A 15,610-nucleotide genomic window follows, 5' to 3' on the forward strand; every position below is an offset into this window, starting at 1 on the left:
CTTTTTATATGGAAAATGGGGACAAAATGAAAGTTTTACTATTACAGCTTCCGATTCCACAACTGAACTACGGAAGGCAGACCGGAAATATTCCCCTCGGGGCGGCGTGCCTTGCACGTGCAGCGGCGGGAATCTTCCATGCCGAGGTGGAAATTCTTCCCGAGAGCATCGTCTCCTATCTCGGGGATGCCGCCCTTATCGACCTGATCGTTTCCAAAAAGCCCGATCTCTTAGGATTTACGGTCTTCAGCTGGAATATCGAGCGCTCGCTGTTTATGGCAGGAGAAATAAAGAAACGCCTTGAAGTCCGGACTGTTTTCGGGGGGCCGGAAGTGACCCGTGACAATCCCCTGCTGAAAGATACCGATGTTGATATCAGTATCTACGGGGAGGGTGAAGCCGCATTTATCCAGCTGCTCCAGGGGGCCTTCAAGGAGGACCCGGCCCATGATATGCCCGGTGGTTCCGCGGAGATCTTCCTCAGCAGCCGAAGCCCCTATATGTACAATCTTCTGGAACCGCATATCGAGGATATGATGCTCCTCGAAACCCTTCGCGGCTGCCCCTATAAATGCGGATATTGCTATTACAACAAGGCCCGCGACCGCGTTGTGGCCGTGCCCGAGAGAATTGTTTTAGAGGGTGTAAGGTGGGCGCACGACAGAGGGATTTCGGAGGTCTTTTTCCTCGATCCATCACTTAATGCAAGGCCCGGCCTGAGGGAGTTTGTCCGAAAAATCGGTGAGATCAACAAAGACGGCCGAATGCGCTTCAATAGTGAGATACGGGCAGAAGGCATCGACCTTTCCCTTGCAGAGAGCATGGCGAGGGCGGGCTTTTCCGAATTCGAGATCGGGCTTCAGAGTACCAACCCCAGCGCTTTAAAAGCGATGAACCGTCCCACCGACCTTGCCCGCTTCAAGGAGGGTATCGAAAACCTGAAAAAAGTGGGTATCGAACCCAAGGTCGACCTGATCATCGGCCTTCCGGGCGACGATCTCGAAGGGTTCAAGCGATCTGTGGATTTTGTGGCCGAAAACGGAATGTACGATGATGTTCAGGTATTTTTTCTCTCGGTGCTGCCCGGCACGGATTTCAGGAAAAGAAGGGACGAGCTGGGGTTGATCAGCCAGGCCAGGCCGCCCTATACCGTGCTCGAAACCTCCTCGTTCGATAAGAACGACCTGCTGAGCGCCTTCTCCTATGCAGAGGAGGTGTTTGACGTTGCCCTGGAGTCGGAACCGGACATGGAACTCTCCCATCGGTCGGCCGATACAGATATTGACAGGGTGTATGCTGAAATTGCCCCGAGCCCGGCCGGGCCGTATATCTCGAAGATCGTTTTTGAAAAGGAGATTCCGCTCTTTACGGTGCGAGAAGCGGCAAGACGCCTGACCCACCCCTATCAGGTGATCTTCAAGCCATCCCTTACGAGAACGGCCTTTATGAAGGAGGTGCTGGCGATTCTATCCCAGGAGAATCCCCATACCCCCCTTGAGATCGTATACATGGAGCCCGGCGCGGTTTTCGATGCGGAACCGTTCGATAATGCCCTCAAGCTCCATCGCCCCCTTTACCTGGATCGGCACCTTCCCGCGCTGGGCGACAGATCCGTGATCCATACGCTGGTTTCAAAAGAGAGAAACCACAGGTTCGGTGGGATCCTGAAACGGCAGGTCTTCCTGTGGCAAGAGAACCGCACCCCTCAAGCCGCCGATCTCGAAGAACTCTGCCAGCTCGACGGGATCCTCCTGGACAGTGCGCTGCCCAGGTCGGTCTGGGAGGCGTGGCAGGATGAATATGCTTCTCTCTATAATGAGCTTCCCCTTGTGTCGTTTAGCGACGTACATCTGCAGCAGCGCTGGACGAAGCGGGTGTCGCCCGGGGAATATTATTTTTTCAAATAGAACCGAAACGGTTTATTACGATGTTTGATTATGGTAGCACAAGAGAGAACATCCATACGCGAGTTTGTTGATATTTGGTACTCCGAAGCAACACATCAAGCCGATTCTGTGCGCTGCGCGCCCAGAAAGGCTTATGTAGACGTTAACGTAAAGGCATAATTTATGAAATCACCAAAAAATAATGTTGATGAAGCAGTTGAAGAAGCCATTAAATCGGCACTAATGGACAAGCGATACAAGGAAAATTTAAAGATACAGGAAGCGCTCGAGAAACAGGAAGAGTGGCTAAAGCTAATTGAGGATTAAGCAGATAATCTTTTTCAATATTCATTGAATGATTGATTACATTTGAATTGAAGTATACAGGGGCATGGGATAGTCAAAGTTCAGGTGAAATTGAAACAATGCTTGAGGATAAGCGAATTCAGCTTATCGGGTTTAATATGTCAGGTCCACCAAAAGCAACGTATGCGTCCAGCATTCGAATCGTTTGACGCACTTTTTGAGACTGAAGAAGAGAATCAAGATTAGAGCTTGGGCACAAACCTTGACTATTGTACTATATAAATTTCAATAATCCAAATGAAGGCGGATAAATCGCTTATTTGGGGTGTTAAATGTAAAAACTATAAAACATCTATTGACATGGTACTAATACGTGGTACTATTTAAATGTGAAACGTAAACATAAAAAAATATTGAAGCAGATATTTTCTCGTCCAGTAAGCGGCACTATTAAATGGCCTGATATCGAATCATTATTTTTAGATTTAGGTGCAAAGATAACTGAACGAGAAGGTTCCAGAGTTGGTGTCATTCTTTTTGGAGAGATACAGGTTTACCACAGGCCTCATCCTTCACCAGACACAGATAAGGGCGCTGTTTCAAGCATTCGAAAATGGTTAGAAAAAAATGGGGTGAAGCCATGATGAATATAATGAAAATTGATGGTTACAAAGCTATCATAAAATACGATCCTGTCATTGATAAATTTCGTGGTGAATTTATAACTCTTAATGGAGGAGCTGATTTCTATGCTTCAAACATTGAAGAGCTTAAGATAGAGGGCAAAACTTCTCTCAAGGTTTTCCTCGATATTTGTAATGAAGAAGGTATTAATCCATACCGAGAGTATTCTGGTAAATTCAACTTAAGAGTTCCACCCGAATTACACGCTGAGATTGCAGCTAAGGCTGCAGCAGAAGGTAAAAGTCTTAATCAGTGTGTAACTGATTTGCTTGGTGAAGCCATTCAATAAAAATTACATTTAACCTGTCGTTGCACCGGACAGCTACCGTAGTGTCGTTTTTGACGCAACCCCTTAATTTGCTTTAATATTTTCATATAAGTTATCGTTAAATACGCTGCAGGTGAACTCATAGTTGGAATTAAAAAAACAGTGTCCTCAGATACAGAAAATTGGAATTTATGAAATTTATAATCGACCTTGATGGAACTCTTCTGAATAATGATCTTCCAAATATAGACTCCGTGGAATTTATATCCGCGTTACAGCATCGGAAAACCGATTTCATGATTATGACTAATTCAGTATGTCATCCAGACATAATCATCAATCGATTACAAAATGTTGGGATAAATGTATCAGTGAATTCAATATTAAATCCAATTGTGTCGATCAACTCATACTTAAAAAGTCAAAATGTAAAAAATGCCTTCATAGTGGGAAGTGACCAAGAGATATCACAGGTTTGCGTTGATCATGAAGAAGACAAACCAGATATTGTTTTGTTTTTGGATTTTGAAAAAAATAATATAGATTACAATCGACTACAAAAGATATTTAGACATATACAATTTTGTGTCCCTGTTATCTCCGCTTCTGGATCAACTTTTTATCTCAAAGAAGATCACAAACAAATTGATACTGGTGCGTTTACCGTGATGTTCGAAACATTGTCTGGTGATAAAATTCCAGTTTTTGGTAAACCAAATGAAAACTATTTTACTGAGGCTCTAAAACTTCTGAAGTGTGGGGCTGGCGAGGTAGTCATAATCGGGGATGATTGGAGAACAGACGTATTAGGAGCTAAGAAAGTTGGTTGTAAAACGGTTCTTTTTAAATCTGGAAAATATCAGGAAAAAGATGAAGAAAGAGGTCATCCAGATTTGACAGTAAACAAGTTAATGGAAATTATTGATAATAATACATTTTAACGAAAGGATGAAGACTGACCATCCCCGCCCAAAAGCTTTGGGCATGGCGGCTTAGTCAGGTGTTAGTCGTCCCAAACCTTCAGTCTACATACAGAGGTATTTATGCCATCGATACAAGAACTCGTCCCCGCCTTCAAGAACTACGCGAAATCAATGGGGATTCACATCCGCGGTTCAGACCTTCAATCTGCATTGGCGACCTTCATTGATTTCACCCTAACCGTGCCCATTAAATCCGCCCTGCCAGCTGATGCTGATGGCAGCACACTCCTATTCAAATCAGGAATAGAGACAAACCTACCAGACAACTATAATGAGTTGCACACCAACGACAAATGGACCCCCGATGAAGAAGCGAATTGTACAAGGGCCTATCTCAGCATTACAAGACACGTCACAAGCAAGTGGAACCAGAAGCACGGACTGGAACTCAAGTACATATACAAGAAAGGCGTTACAATCCCAGAATCCACATTTTGGATAAAGGGCACAGACCCAGAGGATTTACTCCAACAGATTGTTGACTCTGGTGCATTCAGGATTGCAATCCAGGCCAAAGTTGCGAAAGTGACGACTCAAGTCCATGTCCCAGAATAGATACAAATATAGGATAGCTAAACAAGCTATTTCACTCGGACGCCGCTTCGCGACGCCGGTGATTTGCAGTGTTGGGCATAAAGGGAAATAAAATGAATATGTATGAATACAAAGTCTTATCTACAAAAGATTAATCACAAATGGACCGTGGAAAAAATTCAAAAAAAATAAAGGACTGAAGGCGTATGGCAAAACGAAACGATTTTAAAAAAGTACTGATCATTGGTTCAGGCCCAATTGTTATTGGACAGGCCGGGGAATTTGATTATTCCGGGTCCCAGGCGTGTAAGGCGTTGAGGAGTTTGGGTTACCAGATTGTGTTGGTTAATTCAAATCCAGCCACAATCATGACCGATCCAATTTATGCGGATGCAACGTATATTGAGCCGCTGAATGTAAAAACCATTACGCAAATTATTGAAAAAGAACGACCCGATGCAATTTTACCAAATTTGGGTGGTCAAACCGGTCTTAATCTAACCTCTTCGCTCCATGAAGAAGGAATTCTTGAAAAATTCAACGTGCGAGTAATCGGAGTTCAGGTAGACGTGATAAAGCGTGGTGAAGATCGTATTTCTTTTAAAGAAACCATGGATCAGGTGGGTGTTGAAATGCCAAAAAGCAAACCTGCCCACACCCTGAAAGAAGCCGTGGAAATTGCAGAAAATATGGGATTCCCCCTTGTGATTCGACCGGCATACACCATGGGCGGTACTGGTGGCGGCCATGTTTATAATATGGAGGAATTTAAAACCATTGCCCAACGTGGGCTTCAGGTCAGCCGTGTGCATCAGATCCTGGTTGAAGAATCGGTGATCGGCTGGGAAGAGCTTGAACTTGAAGTGGTAAGAGATTCAAAAGGGCAAAAAGTCACAGTTTGCTTTATTGAAAATGTGGATGCCATGGGTGTTCATACCGGCGACTCATTTTGTGTTGCACCGATGTTGACGATCAGCCAGGAACTACAGGACCGACTCCAAAAATACGCCTATGATATTGTGGATGCCATCGGTGTTATCGGTGGGACCAATGTTCAATTTGCGCATGATCCCAAAACCGACCGTGTGGTGGTAATTGAAATCAACCCGAGAACCTCGAGGTCATCTGCACTGGCATCTAAAGCCACAGGGTTTCCTATTGCCCTGATTTCTTCACTACTGGCTTGTGGGTTAACCCTGGATGAGATTCCATACTGGCGGGATGGAACTTTGGAAAAATATACACCCTGCGGCGACTATGTTGTGGTTAAATTCGCCAGATGGGCGTTTGAAAAATTCAAAGGTGTTGAAGATAAACTGGGTACTCAAATGCGCGCTGTAGGCGAAGTAATGAGCATTGGTAAAACTTATAAGGAAGCGTTTCATAAAGCGATCCGAAGCCTGGAAAACAGTCGTCACGGACTCGGTTTTGCAAAAGATTTCAATAAGAAAACCTTAGATGAGCTGATGAGGCTTTTAGTAGAAGCCACCAGCGAACGTCAATACATCCTTTATGAGGCTATGCGGAAAGGAGCAGATCTTGATGAACTCCACCAGCGCACCCATATTAAAATGTGGTTCTTAGAGCAGATGAAGGAACTTGTTGAAACAGAAGAAAAAGTGCTCTCCTGCAAAGGAAAAGAAATGGCATCTGATGTGCTGATTCAAGCAAAAAAGGATGGATTTTCCGATCGTTACCTAAGTCAAATTCTGGATATTTCCGAAAAATCAATTCGAGAGATGAGACTTGACATTGGGCTTGTTCAAGCCTGGGATGCGGTACCCGTAAGTGGTGTTGAAGATGCTGCTTATTACTACTCCACTTATAATGCTAAAGATAAAGTTTCTGTCACTGATAACAAAAAAATTATTGTTTTAGGTGGTGGGCCATACAGAATTGGTCAGGGAATCGAATTTGACTATTGTTGTGTCCATGCAGCCCTTACGTTAAAAGATGCCGGGTATGAAACAATTATGATCAATTGTAATCCTGAAACCGTTTCCACCGATTATGACACTTCAGACAAACTCTACTTTGACCCTCTCACTTTAGAAGATGTACTCAGCATTTATGCAAAAGAAAAACCAGAAGGCATCCTGATTCAATTTGGGGGTCAGACACCGTTAAATATTGCCAAAGAGCTCAAAGAAGCGGGTGTTAATATTATCGGGACCACGCCGGAAACGATTGATTTAGCAGAAGATCGGGAGCGTTTCGGTGACATGATGACAGAGCTTGGCATCCCAATGCCGGAGTCAGGTATTGCCCGGAGCGCTGAAGAAGCCATTAAAATAGCGACTGATATCGGATATCCGATTATGGTCCGTCCCTCATATGTTTTGGGTGGAAGGGGAATGGAAATCGTTTTTGATGAAACATCACTTCTCCACTATGTAGCCCAGGCCGAAGAAATCAGCCCGAAAATGCCGATTCTGGTCGACCGCTTTCTGGAAAATGCAATCGAAGCTGAGGCAGATGCGCTAGCAGATGGAACATCTGCATATGTCCCCTCCATTATGCAGCATGTGGAATTTGCCGGTATCCATTCGGGTGATTCCGCCTGTGTGATTCCACCGGTCATAATTTCTGAAAAACATATGGATACCATTAATGAATATACGCGAAAAATAGCCATCCGATTTGGTGTTGTGGGGTTGTTGAATATTCAATATGCCATTGCCAGTGATGACAAGGTTTATATTTTAGAAGCCAACCCGAGAGCATCCAGAACGGTTCCATTGGTTTCAAAAGTATGTGGATTTTCCATGGCTAGCATCGCTACCGAATTGGCTCTTGGGAAAAAATTAGAAGATATGAATTTGAAAAAACGGGAATACTCCCATTTTGGTGTCAAAGAATCAGTCTTTCCATTCAACATGTTTCCGGAAGTTGACCCTTTGCTGGGACCTGAAATGCGATCCACAGGTGAAGTTCTTGCCATGGCTGATTCATTTCCCCAAGCCTTTTTCAAAGCACAAGAAGCAGCGCAACAACCCCTACCTACTTCCGGCACCGTACTGATCACGGTTGCAGAAAGGGATAAGGAAAGCATACTCAAAGCAGCTCAGGAATTTATCAACATCGATTTTGCTATCCGCGCCACTGACGGCACTGCAAAATTCTTAAAAGAAAACGACATCCCATGTGAAACCGTCCTAAAAATTCATGAGGGACGACCTAACATTGTTGATGAAATTAAAAACGGCTCTATCGGGCTTTTGGTCAACACCCCCCACGGATCAAAATCCGAACATGATGATTCCGAAATCCGTAAAGCCGCTATCCGCCACAACGTTCCCTACATCACAACAACTGCCGCCGCTATAGCCGCTGCCGTCGGCATTAAACTATACCTGAAAAAAGGCGCTGATATCAAATCGTTACAAGAAAGACACGCGGTTATTAGATAAATGAAAAATTAATATAAAAATATGTGCCTTTTCAACAACAAAAATGAACCGGATAAAACCGGTTATTTTCAAGTTGACCTCTATGAAAATTCTTATGGATAAAGAAAATAATAGCATTGAAGAAAGATTCTTTAAAATTTACCGGAAGCATGTGCAACGTTATAAGCACAGGGATACAAATCAGATGTACTGTATGTGGTCAATTGCAAATCCACCCGATGAAATTTATGAATGCGACCAGATTTATGATATTGAGGAAGAATTCAACATATCTTTAACAGAAGATGATGCACCTGCTCAAGCAGGTAATCATTTTGCTTTTTGGTGTCGCAAACCAAATGCATAACATGAAAGGTGATAAACCCAGACTCTTTATGGCAAGAGCAACGGCTTGGATTAAAGGCTTGACACTTCCCAGCATTGTAATTACAATGTATATATATAAATTCAAGATGAGGTATCAAATATGAAAGCATCACTAATCAAAATTGGCAATTCACAAGGCATCCGAATTCCAAAACCGATAATCGTCCAATGCGGATTTGAAGGAGAAGTGGAATTTTTAGTCCAAAACAATCAACTTATTGTCAAGTCCATAAAATCCTCTCGTCATAATTGGGATTCTGCCTTCAAAAAAATGGCTAAAAATGGCGATGACCAACTATTAGATCCAGAAAATATTTCCGCAACTGAATGGGACGAGAGTGAGTGGGAATGGAAATAAAACGGTTTCAAGTTTATCTTATCAATCTTGACCCAACCATCGGTCATGAAATCAAAAAGACTCGGCCCTGTTTAATCGTTTCTCCAAATGAAATGAATCTAAATATAGGCACAGTAATTGTTGCCCCGATGACAACTAAAGGACGAAACTACCCAACAAGAGTCATGTCTTCTTTTCAAGACAAGAAAGGCCAAGTTGTTCTGGATCAAATTCGAACAATTGATAAAAGAAGGCTTATTAAAAAACTCGGTTCAATCGACAGCAAATCTCAAAATAAAGTCTTAGACATTCTGCAAGAAATGTTTGCCAAGTAAACTCGACTTCGCTCGGTGGCCCTCTGAATTCCAACCATTGAAATGCTGACGGATAAACCGCAGCTTTCAATGGTTGAACTGAAAAGTCAACAGCCGGATAACCTAAAAATCTCTTGACATAAAAACCTAAAAATAGCAAAGCTCAATAACCTAAAAATGATAAATTATATATAGGCCAACAATGTCGACACTACAAGATAAACTTGCAGAATCTCTTGCTGTTCTGAAAGAACTTCAGGATGAAGGTATTGTTGCGATTCGAACAAAAAACATGACACGAACTCACCGGGAACGTCTTGTCAAAAACGGCTTCATCAAAGAAGTGATGAAAGGTTGGTATATTCCAGTCCGCCCTGAAGAGCCGACCGGAGAGAGCACGGCCTGGTATGCGTCATTTTGGGGCTTTTGCAGTGATTATCTTAAATCAAGGTTTGGCAATCAATGGTGTCTTTCCCCTGAACAATCATTGAGCATTCATAGCGGAAACTGGAACGTACCAAATCAACTTTTTGTCCGAGCTCCCAAAGGGGGAAACAAGCCTATGTCTCTTCTTCATGAGACATCGATAATGGACGTTCGCCTGAACCTGCCGGACAGGAATGATATAGAAATCAAGGAAGACATACGGATTATGAGCCTGGCCGCTGCTTTGATTTCATGTGCTTCCGCCTATTATTCAAATAATGCTGTAGAGGCCCGCGTTGCACTGTCCATGATATCTGATGCTTCCGAGATCTTGCACAAGCTCCTTGAAGGTGGGCATAGCACGGTAGCCGGAAGGCTTGCAGGCGCTTTCCGAAATATTGGAAAAAATGTGATTGCTGACAATATTATTGAGGCAATGAGAGCTGCCGGATACAACCTCACGGAGAATGATCCTTTTAAAGAAAAACCTGCTATTATTTTTAGTGAGCGCGAGCTTTCTCCATATGTCAACCGGATACGGATGCATTGGGCAGACATGCGCGGTATAGTCCTTAAAAACTTTCCGCAGGTGCCTTTAGTACGCCAGAAAACTGATGAATATCTTAAACATGTCGATGAAATATATCTGACTGATGCCTATCATTCTCTTTCTATTGAAGGATATCGCGTCAGTGAGGAGCTGATTGAACGTGTTCGTTCAGGGAGTTGGGACCCGGAAACCAGCCGCAAAGATAAAGAGTACGCAGATGCATTGGCTGCTCGTGGTTACTGGCAGGCTTTTCAAGCGGTGAAAAAAAGCTTGATAAAAATTTTGAATAAAACCTCTCCGGGTGAGGTGGTAAGTAATGATCATTCCATATGGTACAGAGAATTATTTGCCCCGAGTGTAGGTGCTGGCCTTATAGGCGCATCTGACCTTGCCGGTTACCGAAACAAACCTGTCTTTATCCGAAAATCAATGCATGTACCACCCCGCCACGAAGCTGTACGCGATCTTATGCCTGCATTCTTTTCTTTTTTAAAAGATGAAGAAAATCCGGCTGTAAAAGCTGTTTTAGGTCATTTTTTCTTTGTTTATATTCATCCCTATGTTGATGGAAATGGCCGCATGGGAAGATTTCTGATGAATCTTATGTTAGCCAGTGGCGGCTACCCATGGACAGTCATTCCACTTGAAACCCGCAATGACTATATGGCCACCTTGGAAGAAGCAAGTGTAAGAAAAAATATCGCTCCGTTTTCCAGATTTTTAGCTGACCTCGTCCAAAAAGGGTAGCGAATATTCAACAATCAAAATGAACCGGTCGAGCCGGTTATTTGGGGGTTCAGGGCGGTTGTTGTGGGATTGGCCCCGGGCATATCAAAAATGCCGATATCAACGGGGGTTATATTCGATGACACATAGTCCGGATGGCTTGTATTCCAGGGCTGTTTGCTGCCGGAGACAACCTCTGCTCAATGCAGAACGGTGCCAGCTACGCAGAATTTGATTTTTGCCCAGGGCCAGGTGATTATTAACGGCCAACAAGTCTTTAATGACATGGTCTATCGCACCATTGCAATCCTGGCGGCCACCCTTAGTGAGCGGGGTGTCCAACATTAATTTTCGGTGGACAACTCCAGATCAGGGATATAAATATCCACTGATATCATATTTTAAAACCCAAAAATCGTTCATTAAAGAGGAAAATTTGGACCGTGAGACTTAAATTCTGTCAAATAATATTATGCTGTATTGCCCTGGTATTTGCAGGAGCATGCGCACAAAAAACTATGGTTCCAGAGCCAACAGCCCGTATCATTGAGAGAAATCTGATCAACTGCTTTGAAAGTGGATTGCAGTCTGGTAAGGGTAAAATGGTACAATGTGAGGCTTCAGCTGTTGTTTATACCGGTGACAAGATCATTTTAGGCAGTGACAAACCCATACCCGGAGCCTTTCGGTCATCCGTACTCGCCCTGGAATATGGAGAAAACGGATTGCTTGCTGATTCCCTGGACTATTTGACAGATGCGCCCTTTGTGCAGGCTGTCAAATATGAAGATTTTACTGTGACCCCAGACGGCAAATATGTCATTGCCACCACAGGGTTTGACCGTGTAAAAGTCGATTCAAACGCCTGGGACGGTTACAACACCTTGTTATTCTGGCCCAAAGAAACACCTGGGGCCGTCAAGGTTGTCACCCCCTTAACCCGTGACAATATCACAAGTTCGCTGGGCCTGCGCTCAAAATTATCGGCAGCCCTTGCCACCCACAGCTATCCTGAGGGCATTCCCTATTTTAAAGTAGAGGGTCTGGCTGCTATCCCCGGAAATAAATTGCTGTTCGGCATCAGAGAGCTTGGCGCCAAATATAATGATTTTGACTATGCCGTGAAAATTATATCTGTTCCCTATCGTTTTGATAATGGGGAAATGATTCTGGGCAACACCTTTTCTTTGGTGTATGATTATAACCCTTGGGTGAATCCATTGCTGCACCGCAGGGTAGCCTTGTCCAGCATTGAATACGACTCCCATAAGGATCAATTATATCTTCTTACAAGTTTTGAAGAAGGTGATTCAGATGAATCAATTGGCGGCTATCTTTGGACCCTTTCCATGGAGGCATTCAAAAAGGGTTGCGCCCCAAAGCTTGTGATGCTGGATAAGTCGACGCCTCTTCTGTTTGCCCATAAAGCCGAAGGGCTGGCTGTCCTGGATGCTACCCATGTTTTTGTGATTCATGATGATGACCGGGTGCTGGGCCGGGAATTTATTGAAAATCCTGAGACACAATTTCACAGAGAGCCCCATCAGGCTGCCTATACAATCATTTTATTTACCCCATGATTTTGCGAGTCCGCTCTTACTCTCCTACTCAAATCCCTTGCAAACAACTTAATTCGTATCAATGGCAACCTCTTCAATGCGTTTAATACCGTTCTGGTTAAGGATCAAGCGGAATCTGCGGTAGCCGGTCCGGTCGTTTCCCGAATACTTCATGATCATGTTAACATGGTAGACCCTGTTGCCGAGAATCTTCTTGCATCCCTTGTTGTCACACACATAAATGGGGGTCTTGTAATTATCCATGCGGGTGAGGAACCGGCTGACGTTGAGCCGCATGATATCCACAACACTGTTCACCGGGTAATCATGGTGGATGGATTTGAACTGCCGGTTTAAAATTTTCACCTGTTTTCGGTAAAGGATAACCTTTTCACCGACCCAGTCGTTTTCAATTTCAGTGATGTGATCCTTGCCCCTGAGTTTTACGATGGTCCCGGGCAGTTTTTCATTTTTTAAAAAGGTAAAACTCTCCCTGCACCATCCCAGATTCTCCTTTGCATTAAAGTAGATCTTTCGCCTGTGGTCAAAGAGCCGGTTTCTGAGCTTGATGCCCAGGTAGGTGCGAATGAATTCCTTGATGCGGTCCTTGAACATGTAACTGATGACCACCACTAAAAAAAGGGGGGTGGAAACCGTCGCATATGCGGCCTGGGCAAAAAAAACTGCTGTGGTGGCAAACATCATGGCAATGCCTGCGGCAAGGGCGAATGTAAGCTGTTCCAGCAACTCACCTTCATGTTTGAATTTTGTCTTCAGGAAAAGAACGTTGCCCATGAATTTTTTCAAAACGCTTGAACGAAACAAAAATTCCTCATTGGTCGAATCAATACTGGGAATCGACGGATAGTTGTTTGTCCTGCGGTAGTCAAGTTCGGTCCTGATAAGGGTTAAAAGTCTTGAAGACAAAGCCTCTTGTTCAGGAAAATCAAACCGGTTGATCACCTGGATAAGATCATAGGTGTAGTACTCGATGAGAAGACTCAGGTATTCGTCGCCAAAAAGGAAAATAGAAAAGACTTCCCTGCCTCTGGCAGGCATATTGACCCGGGTTCTTAAGGCCCGGAATGCATCCACCACGGCATTAATATCCGTCAAGTATTTGTCGACAAGGTCTTTGATGTCATGTCCTTTGAAATTCGGATCCTTAATATTCGTACCCTGTTCTTTGTCTGCGATAAATTCGACATGGTCCCGAACGGCACTCTTAAAGATGCAGCAAAACATCTTAAGTTGGTACTCATAATTGGCAAATGATTTTTTGTTTTCACCGGCAAACAGTCGTTCAATAGCCGCTTCAAGCTTACCCAATGGAGACTCTTTGCCTTTGATCATATTCCGGAGCAACACCACTGGCGTCTGCAGCCTCACATAGACCTGGATGCTGTTGTAAAAATCTTCCCGGGTATAGGTGTAGCGGTTGATGCCCAGATTATTGGGAAAAAAGAGGTAGGTCTCCACATCATAGACCTTTGCTTCCTCCTCCCCGGTAAACGGGTAACCCAGTTTGATTTCAAACTGGTTTTTATCGTGGATCTGAATGGTCTCTTCGATCATACCCAAACCTCTTTTTCCAGCCATTGGGACCGGCCAAAAACAGCGTTTAGTTTTATTAAGGTACTTGTTGATCTCGTTGACATGGGCCCCCAGAATGGCACAAGACCAAACAGATATTTATACATTTTAAAACCTTCGCTATAGATTAACATATTTTTAACCAAGATTCTTAATTTGAATCCGATCCCAGCAGGATACACTAATAACATAATTTTAATAATGTTTTAACAATTAAGCTATTTTTTAACGACCACTATCAAAAAAAATGATATTGAAGTTACGGACCGCAAATTTTATAAAATATTAAACAAAAAAATAAACCGGATTTCACCGGTTATTTTTAAAGTTTTTTAAATATAAAAGCCATGCCCTTAATCTCTTTGAGAATATCTACTGATGAGGACGCGACATTCTATTGGGTCAGGAAATATATTGCTGTGCAAATAACTTTCAAATAGGGAGATTTACTGGATGATTAAGAAAATTAACACACTGTATTTCAGCGCAACAGGCACAACTGAAAAAATTGTTACCGGTATTGCGGAAAAAATTGCAGAAAATTGCGGCGGAAAAATTGAGGTCAACAATATTGACTTTACACTGCCAGAAGCCCGAAAGAAAATTTTTTCCTTTGACAAGGATAATCTTGTTATTGTGGGAATTCCGGTTTACGCCGGACGCGTACCTAATGTGTTGCTGAAATTTTTAAACACAATTTCCGGTAATGGGGCAACGGCAGTCGCAGTAGTTCTCTACGGAAACCGTGACTATGACGATTCGTTAATAGAGTTCAAGGACATTCTTGAGACGAATGGTTTTAATGTTATAGCCGGTGGAGCATTTATAGGCGAGCACTCTTTTTCAACAACCCTCGGGGCCAGCAGGCCCGATGAACCGGATATGACTGCGGCGGCTGATTTTGCAGCTAAAATATATGATAAAACAAAGACTCCGGGTGAAAATTCTGCTGTTGTCGTGAGAGGGAATAAACCTTACAGAGACTATTACCGACCGAAGGATCAAAACGGTAATACCGTAAGTATCCTTAAGGTTACTCCCAAAACAAACAGCGATTGCATCGACTGCAAGCTTTGCGCCGAGGTTTGTCCCATGGGATCAATTGATTCAGAAGATGTTTCCAAAATAACAGGTATTTGCATTAAGTGCTGCGCCTGCATCAAAAAATGTCCTGTTGGGGCAAAATTTTTTGATGATAAAAATTATTTATGGCATAAACATGAACTAGAGATCAAATTTACCGGTACGCGGCGGGAACCGGAATATTTTGTCTGATCAGGAGAGACCCATAACCTAATGGTATTTTATCATTAACACCAAATGCATTGCAGGCTAAAGCATATCTGACTGATCTGCCTTCCTGAATCTGCACAACAGTGTCACCCATCTCCCTGAGTCTGCGAGCAACCGAACTCTGACTCAGGCCGGTTGCTGCCTGGATCTCTCTGGATGTTGAAGGACTTCGCTCCAAATATTCTTTGATTGACTGTCGCATAGTATAGCTTACACTCAGATTTTGGGTTTCATAGTGACTAACAATTCATGCCAACTAATATGTAATATTAACCATTAAATCAATATATTATTCATTATTATTGATTAGATTGATTTGGAATTTGACTAATAATTAGGGATAGAAAAAAGGATTGGTTTCTACCTTCCGAGGCA

15 protein-coding genes are annotated in these 15,610 nt (G+C 43.2%); 14 read left to right on the plus strand and 1 reads right to left on the minus strand.

Annotation, left to right across the window (positions count from 1 at the left end):
* Positions 1–26: 26 nt before the first annotated feature.
* The 13 genes from ACZ45G_RS06745 (at position 27) to ACZ45G_RS06805 (ending at position 12,370) form a co-directional block, all read left to right on the plus strand.
* Entirely contained in the window at positions 27–1,907 is a 1,881-nt protein-coding gene (locus tag ACZ45G_RS06745; protein WP_464176301.1) for a B12-binding domain-containing radical SAM protein, read from the plus strand.
* 162 nt (positions 1,908–2,069) lie between these two features.
* The gene (locus tag ACZ45G_RS06750) at positions 2,070–2,213 is read left to right on the plus strand and encodes a hypothetical protein (protein WP_464176303.1); all 144 of its coding nucleotides are present in this window, start codon (positions 2,070–2,072) and stop codon (positions 2,211–2,213) included.
* Positions 2,214–2,581: 368 nt separating this feature from the next.
* Positions 2,582–2,836: a type II toxin-antitoxin system HicA family toxin gene (locus tag ACZ45G_RS06755; protein WP_464176305.1), complete on the plus strand. Its 255-nt coding sequence runs from the start codon at positions 2,582–2,584 to the stop codon at positions 2,834–2,836.
* A complete protein-coding gene (locus tag ACZ45G_RS06760) occupies positions 2,806–3,165 on the plus strand; it encodes a type II toxin-antitoxin system HicB family antitoxin (RefSeq protein WP_464176307.1) in 360 nt (119 codons plus the stop codon). The genes ACZ45G_RS06755 and ACZ45G_RS06760 overlap by 31 nt, the downstream gene beginning before the upstream one ends.
* 170 nt (positions 3,166–3,335) lie before the next feature.
* Complete coding sequence (locus tag ACZ45G_RS06765; protein WP_464176309.1) at positions 3,336–4,085, plus strand: HAD-IIA family hydrolase; 750 nt, start codon at positions 3,336–3,338, stop codon at positions 4,083–4,085.
* Between the two features lie 102 nt (positions 4,086–4,187).
* Positions 4,188–4,682 (plus strand): hypothetical protein, encoded by a 495-nt coding sequence (locus ACZ45G_RS06770; RefSeq protein ID WP_464176312.1) that lies wholly within the window; start codon positions 4,188–4,190, stop codon positions 4,680–4,682.
* Positions 4,683–4,867: 185 nt separating this feature from the next.
* Complete coding sequence (carB, locus tag ACZ45G_RS06775; protein ID WP_464176314.1) at positions 4,868–8,071, plus strand: carbamoyl-phosphate synthase large subunit; 3,204 nt, start codon at positions 4,868–4,870, stop codon at positions 8,069–8,071.
* 94 nt (positions 8,072–8,165) lie between these two features.
* Positions 8,166–8,417, plus strand: a complete 252-nt coding sequence (locus ACZ45G_RS06780) for a hypothetical protein (RefSeq protein ID WP_464176316.1) — start codon at positions 8,166–8,168, stop codon at positions 8,415–8,417.
* A 120-nt stretch (positions 8,418–8,537) separates the two neighbouring features.
* Entirely contained in the window at positions 8,538–8,795 is a 258-nt protein-coding gene (locus tag ACZ45G_RS06785; protein WP_464176318.1) for an AbrB/MazE/SpoVT family DNA-binding domain-containing protein, read from the plus strand.
* The gene (locus ACZ45G_RS06790) at positions 8,786–9,109 is read left to right on the plus strand and encodes a type II toxin-antitoxin system PemK/MazF family toxin (protein WP_413908901.1); all 324 of its coding nucleotides are present in this window, start codon (positions 8,786–8,788) and stop codon (positions 9,107–9,109) included. The genes ACZ45G_RS06785 and ACZ45G_RS06790 overlap by 10 nt, the downstream gene beginning before the upstream one ends.
* 181 nt (positions 9,110–9,290) lie before the next feature.
* A complete protein-coding gene (locus ACZ45G_RS06795) occupies positions 9,291–10,811 on the plus strand; it encodes a Fic family protein (RefSeq protein ID WP_464176321.1) in 1,521 nt (506 codons plus the stop codon).
* Between the two features lie 192 nt (positions 10,812–11,003).
* On the plus strand, positions 11,004–11,138 hold the full coding sequence (locus ACZ45G_RS06800; protein ID WP_464176323.1) for a hypothetical protein: 135 nt from the start codon (positions 11,004–11,006) through the stop codon (positions 11,136–11,138).
* Between the two features lie 254 nt (positions 11,139–11,392).
* Positions 11,393–12,370: a hypothetical protein gene (locus tag ACZ45G_RS06805; RefSeq protein ID WP_464176326.1), complete on the plus strand. Its 978-nt coding sequence runs from the start codon at positions 11,393–11,395 to the stop codon at positions 12,368–12,370.
* A 48-nt stretch (positions 12,371–12,418) separates the two neighbouring features.
* Here ACZ45G_RS06805 and ACZ45G_RS06810 read toward each other — a convergent pair whose 3' ends face one another.
* Positions 12,419–13,924, minus strand: coding sequence for a hypothetical protein (locus ACZ45G_RS06810; RefSeq protein ID WP_464176329.1), 1,506 nt, complete (start codon positions 13,922–13,924; stop codon positions 12,419–12,421).
* 471 nt (positions 13,925–14,395) lie between these two features.
* On the opposite strand from ACZ45G_RS06810, the gene ACZ45G_RS06815 reads away from it, so the two are divergent.
* Positions 14,396–15,217, plus strand: coding sequence for an EFR1 family ferrodoxin (locus ACZ45G_RS06815; RefSeq protein ID WP_464176331.1), 822 nt, complete (start codon positions 14,396–14,398; stop codon positions 15,215–15,217).
* Positions 15,218–15,610 lie beyond the last annotated feature (393 nt).

This window comes from Desulfoconvexum algidum (genome assembly GCF_055382125.1).

What these genes read in the sequence shown, in the direction of transcription:
- ACZ45G_RS06745 (WP_464176301.1), top strand. Translation starts at nt 27, where the DNA reads ATGAAAGTTTTACTATTACAGCTTCCGATTCCACAACTGAACTACGGA.
- ACZ45G_RS06750 (WP_464176303.1), top strand. Translation starts at nt 2,070, where the DNA reads ATGAAATCACCAAAAAATAATGTTGATGAAGCAGTTGAAGAAGCCATT.
- ACZ45G_RS06760 (WP_464176307.1), top strand. Translation starts at nt 2,806, where the DNA reads ATGGTTAGAAAAAAATGGGGTGAAGCCATGATGAATATAATGAAAATT.
- ACZ45G_RS06765 (WP_464176309.1), top strand. Translation starts at nt 3,336, where the DNA reads ATGAAATTTATAATCGACCTTGATGGAACTCTTCTGAATAATGATCTT.
- ACZ45G_RS06770 (WP_464176312.1), top strand. Translation starts at nt 4,188, where the DNA reads ATGCCATCGATACAAGAACTCGTCCCCGCCTTCAAGAACTACGCGAAA.
- carB (WP_464176314.1), top strand. Translation starts at nt 4,868, where the DNA reads ATGGCAAAACGAAACGATTTTAAAAAAGTACTGATCATTGGTTCAGGC.
- ACZ45G_RS06780 (WP_464176316.1), top strand. Translation starts at nt 8,166, where the DNA reads ATGGATAAAGAAAATAATAGCATTGAAGAAAGATTCTTTAAAATTTAC.
- ACZ45G_RS06785 (WP_464176318.1), top strand. Translation starts at nt 8,538, where the DNA reads ATGAAAGCATCACTAATCAAAATTGGCAATTCACAAGGCATCCGAATT.
- ACZ45G_RS06790 (WP_413908901.1), top strand. Translation starts at nt 8,786, where the DNA reads ATGGAAATAAAACGGTTTCAAGTTTATCTTATCAATCTTGACCCAACC.
- ACZ45G_RS06795 (WP_464176321.1), top strand. Translation starts at nt 9,291, where the DNA reads ATGTCGACACTACAAGATAAACTTGCAGAATCTCTTGCTGTTCTGAAA.
- ACZ45G_RS06805 (WP_464176326.1), top strand. Translation starts at nt 11,393, where the DNA reads ATGGTACAATGTGAGGCTTCAGCTGTTGTTTATACCGGTGACAAGATC.
- ACZ45G_RS06810 (WP_464176329.1), bottom strand. Translation starts at nt 13,924, where the DNA reads ATGATCGAAGAGACCATTCAGATCCACGATAAAAACCAGTTTGAAATC.
- ACZ45G_RS06815 (WP_464176331.1), top strand. Translation starts at nt 14,396, where the DNA reads ATGATTAAGAAAATTAACACACTGTATTTCAGCGCAACAGGCACAACT.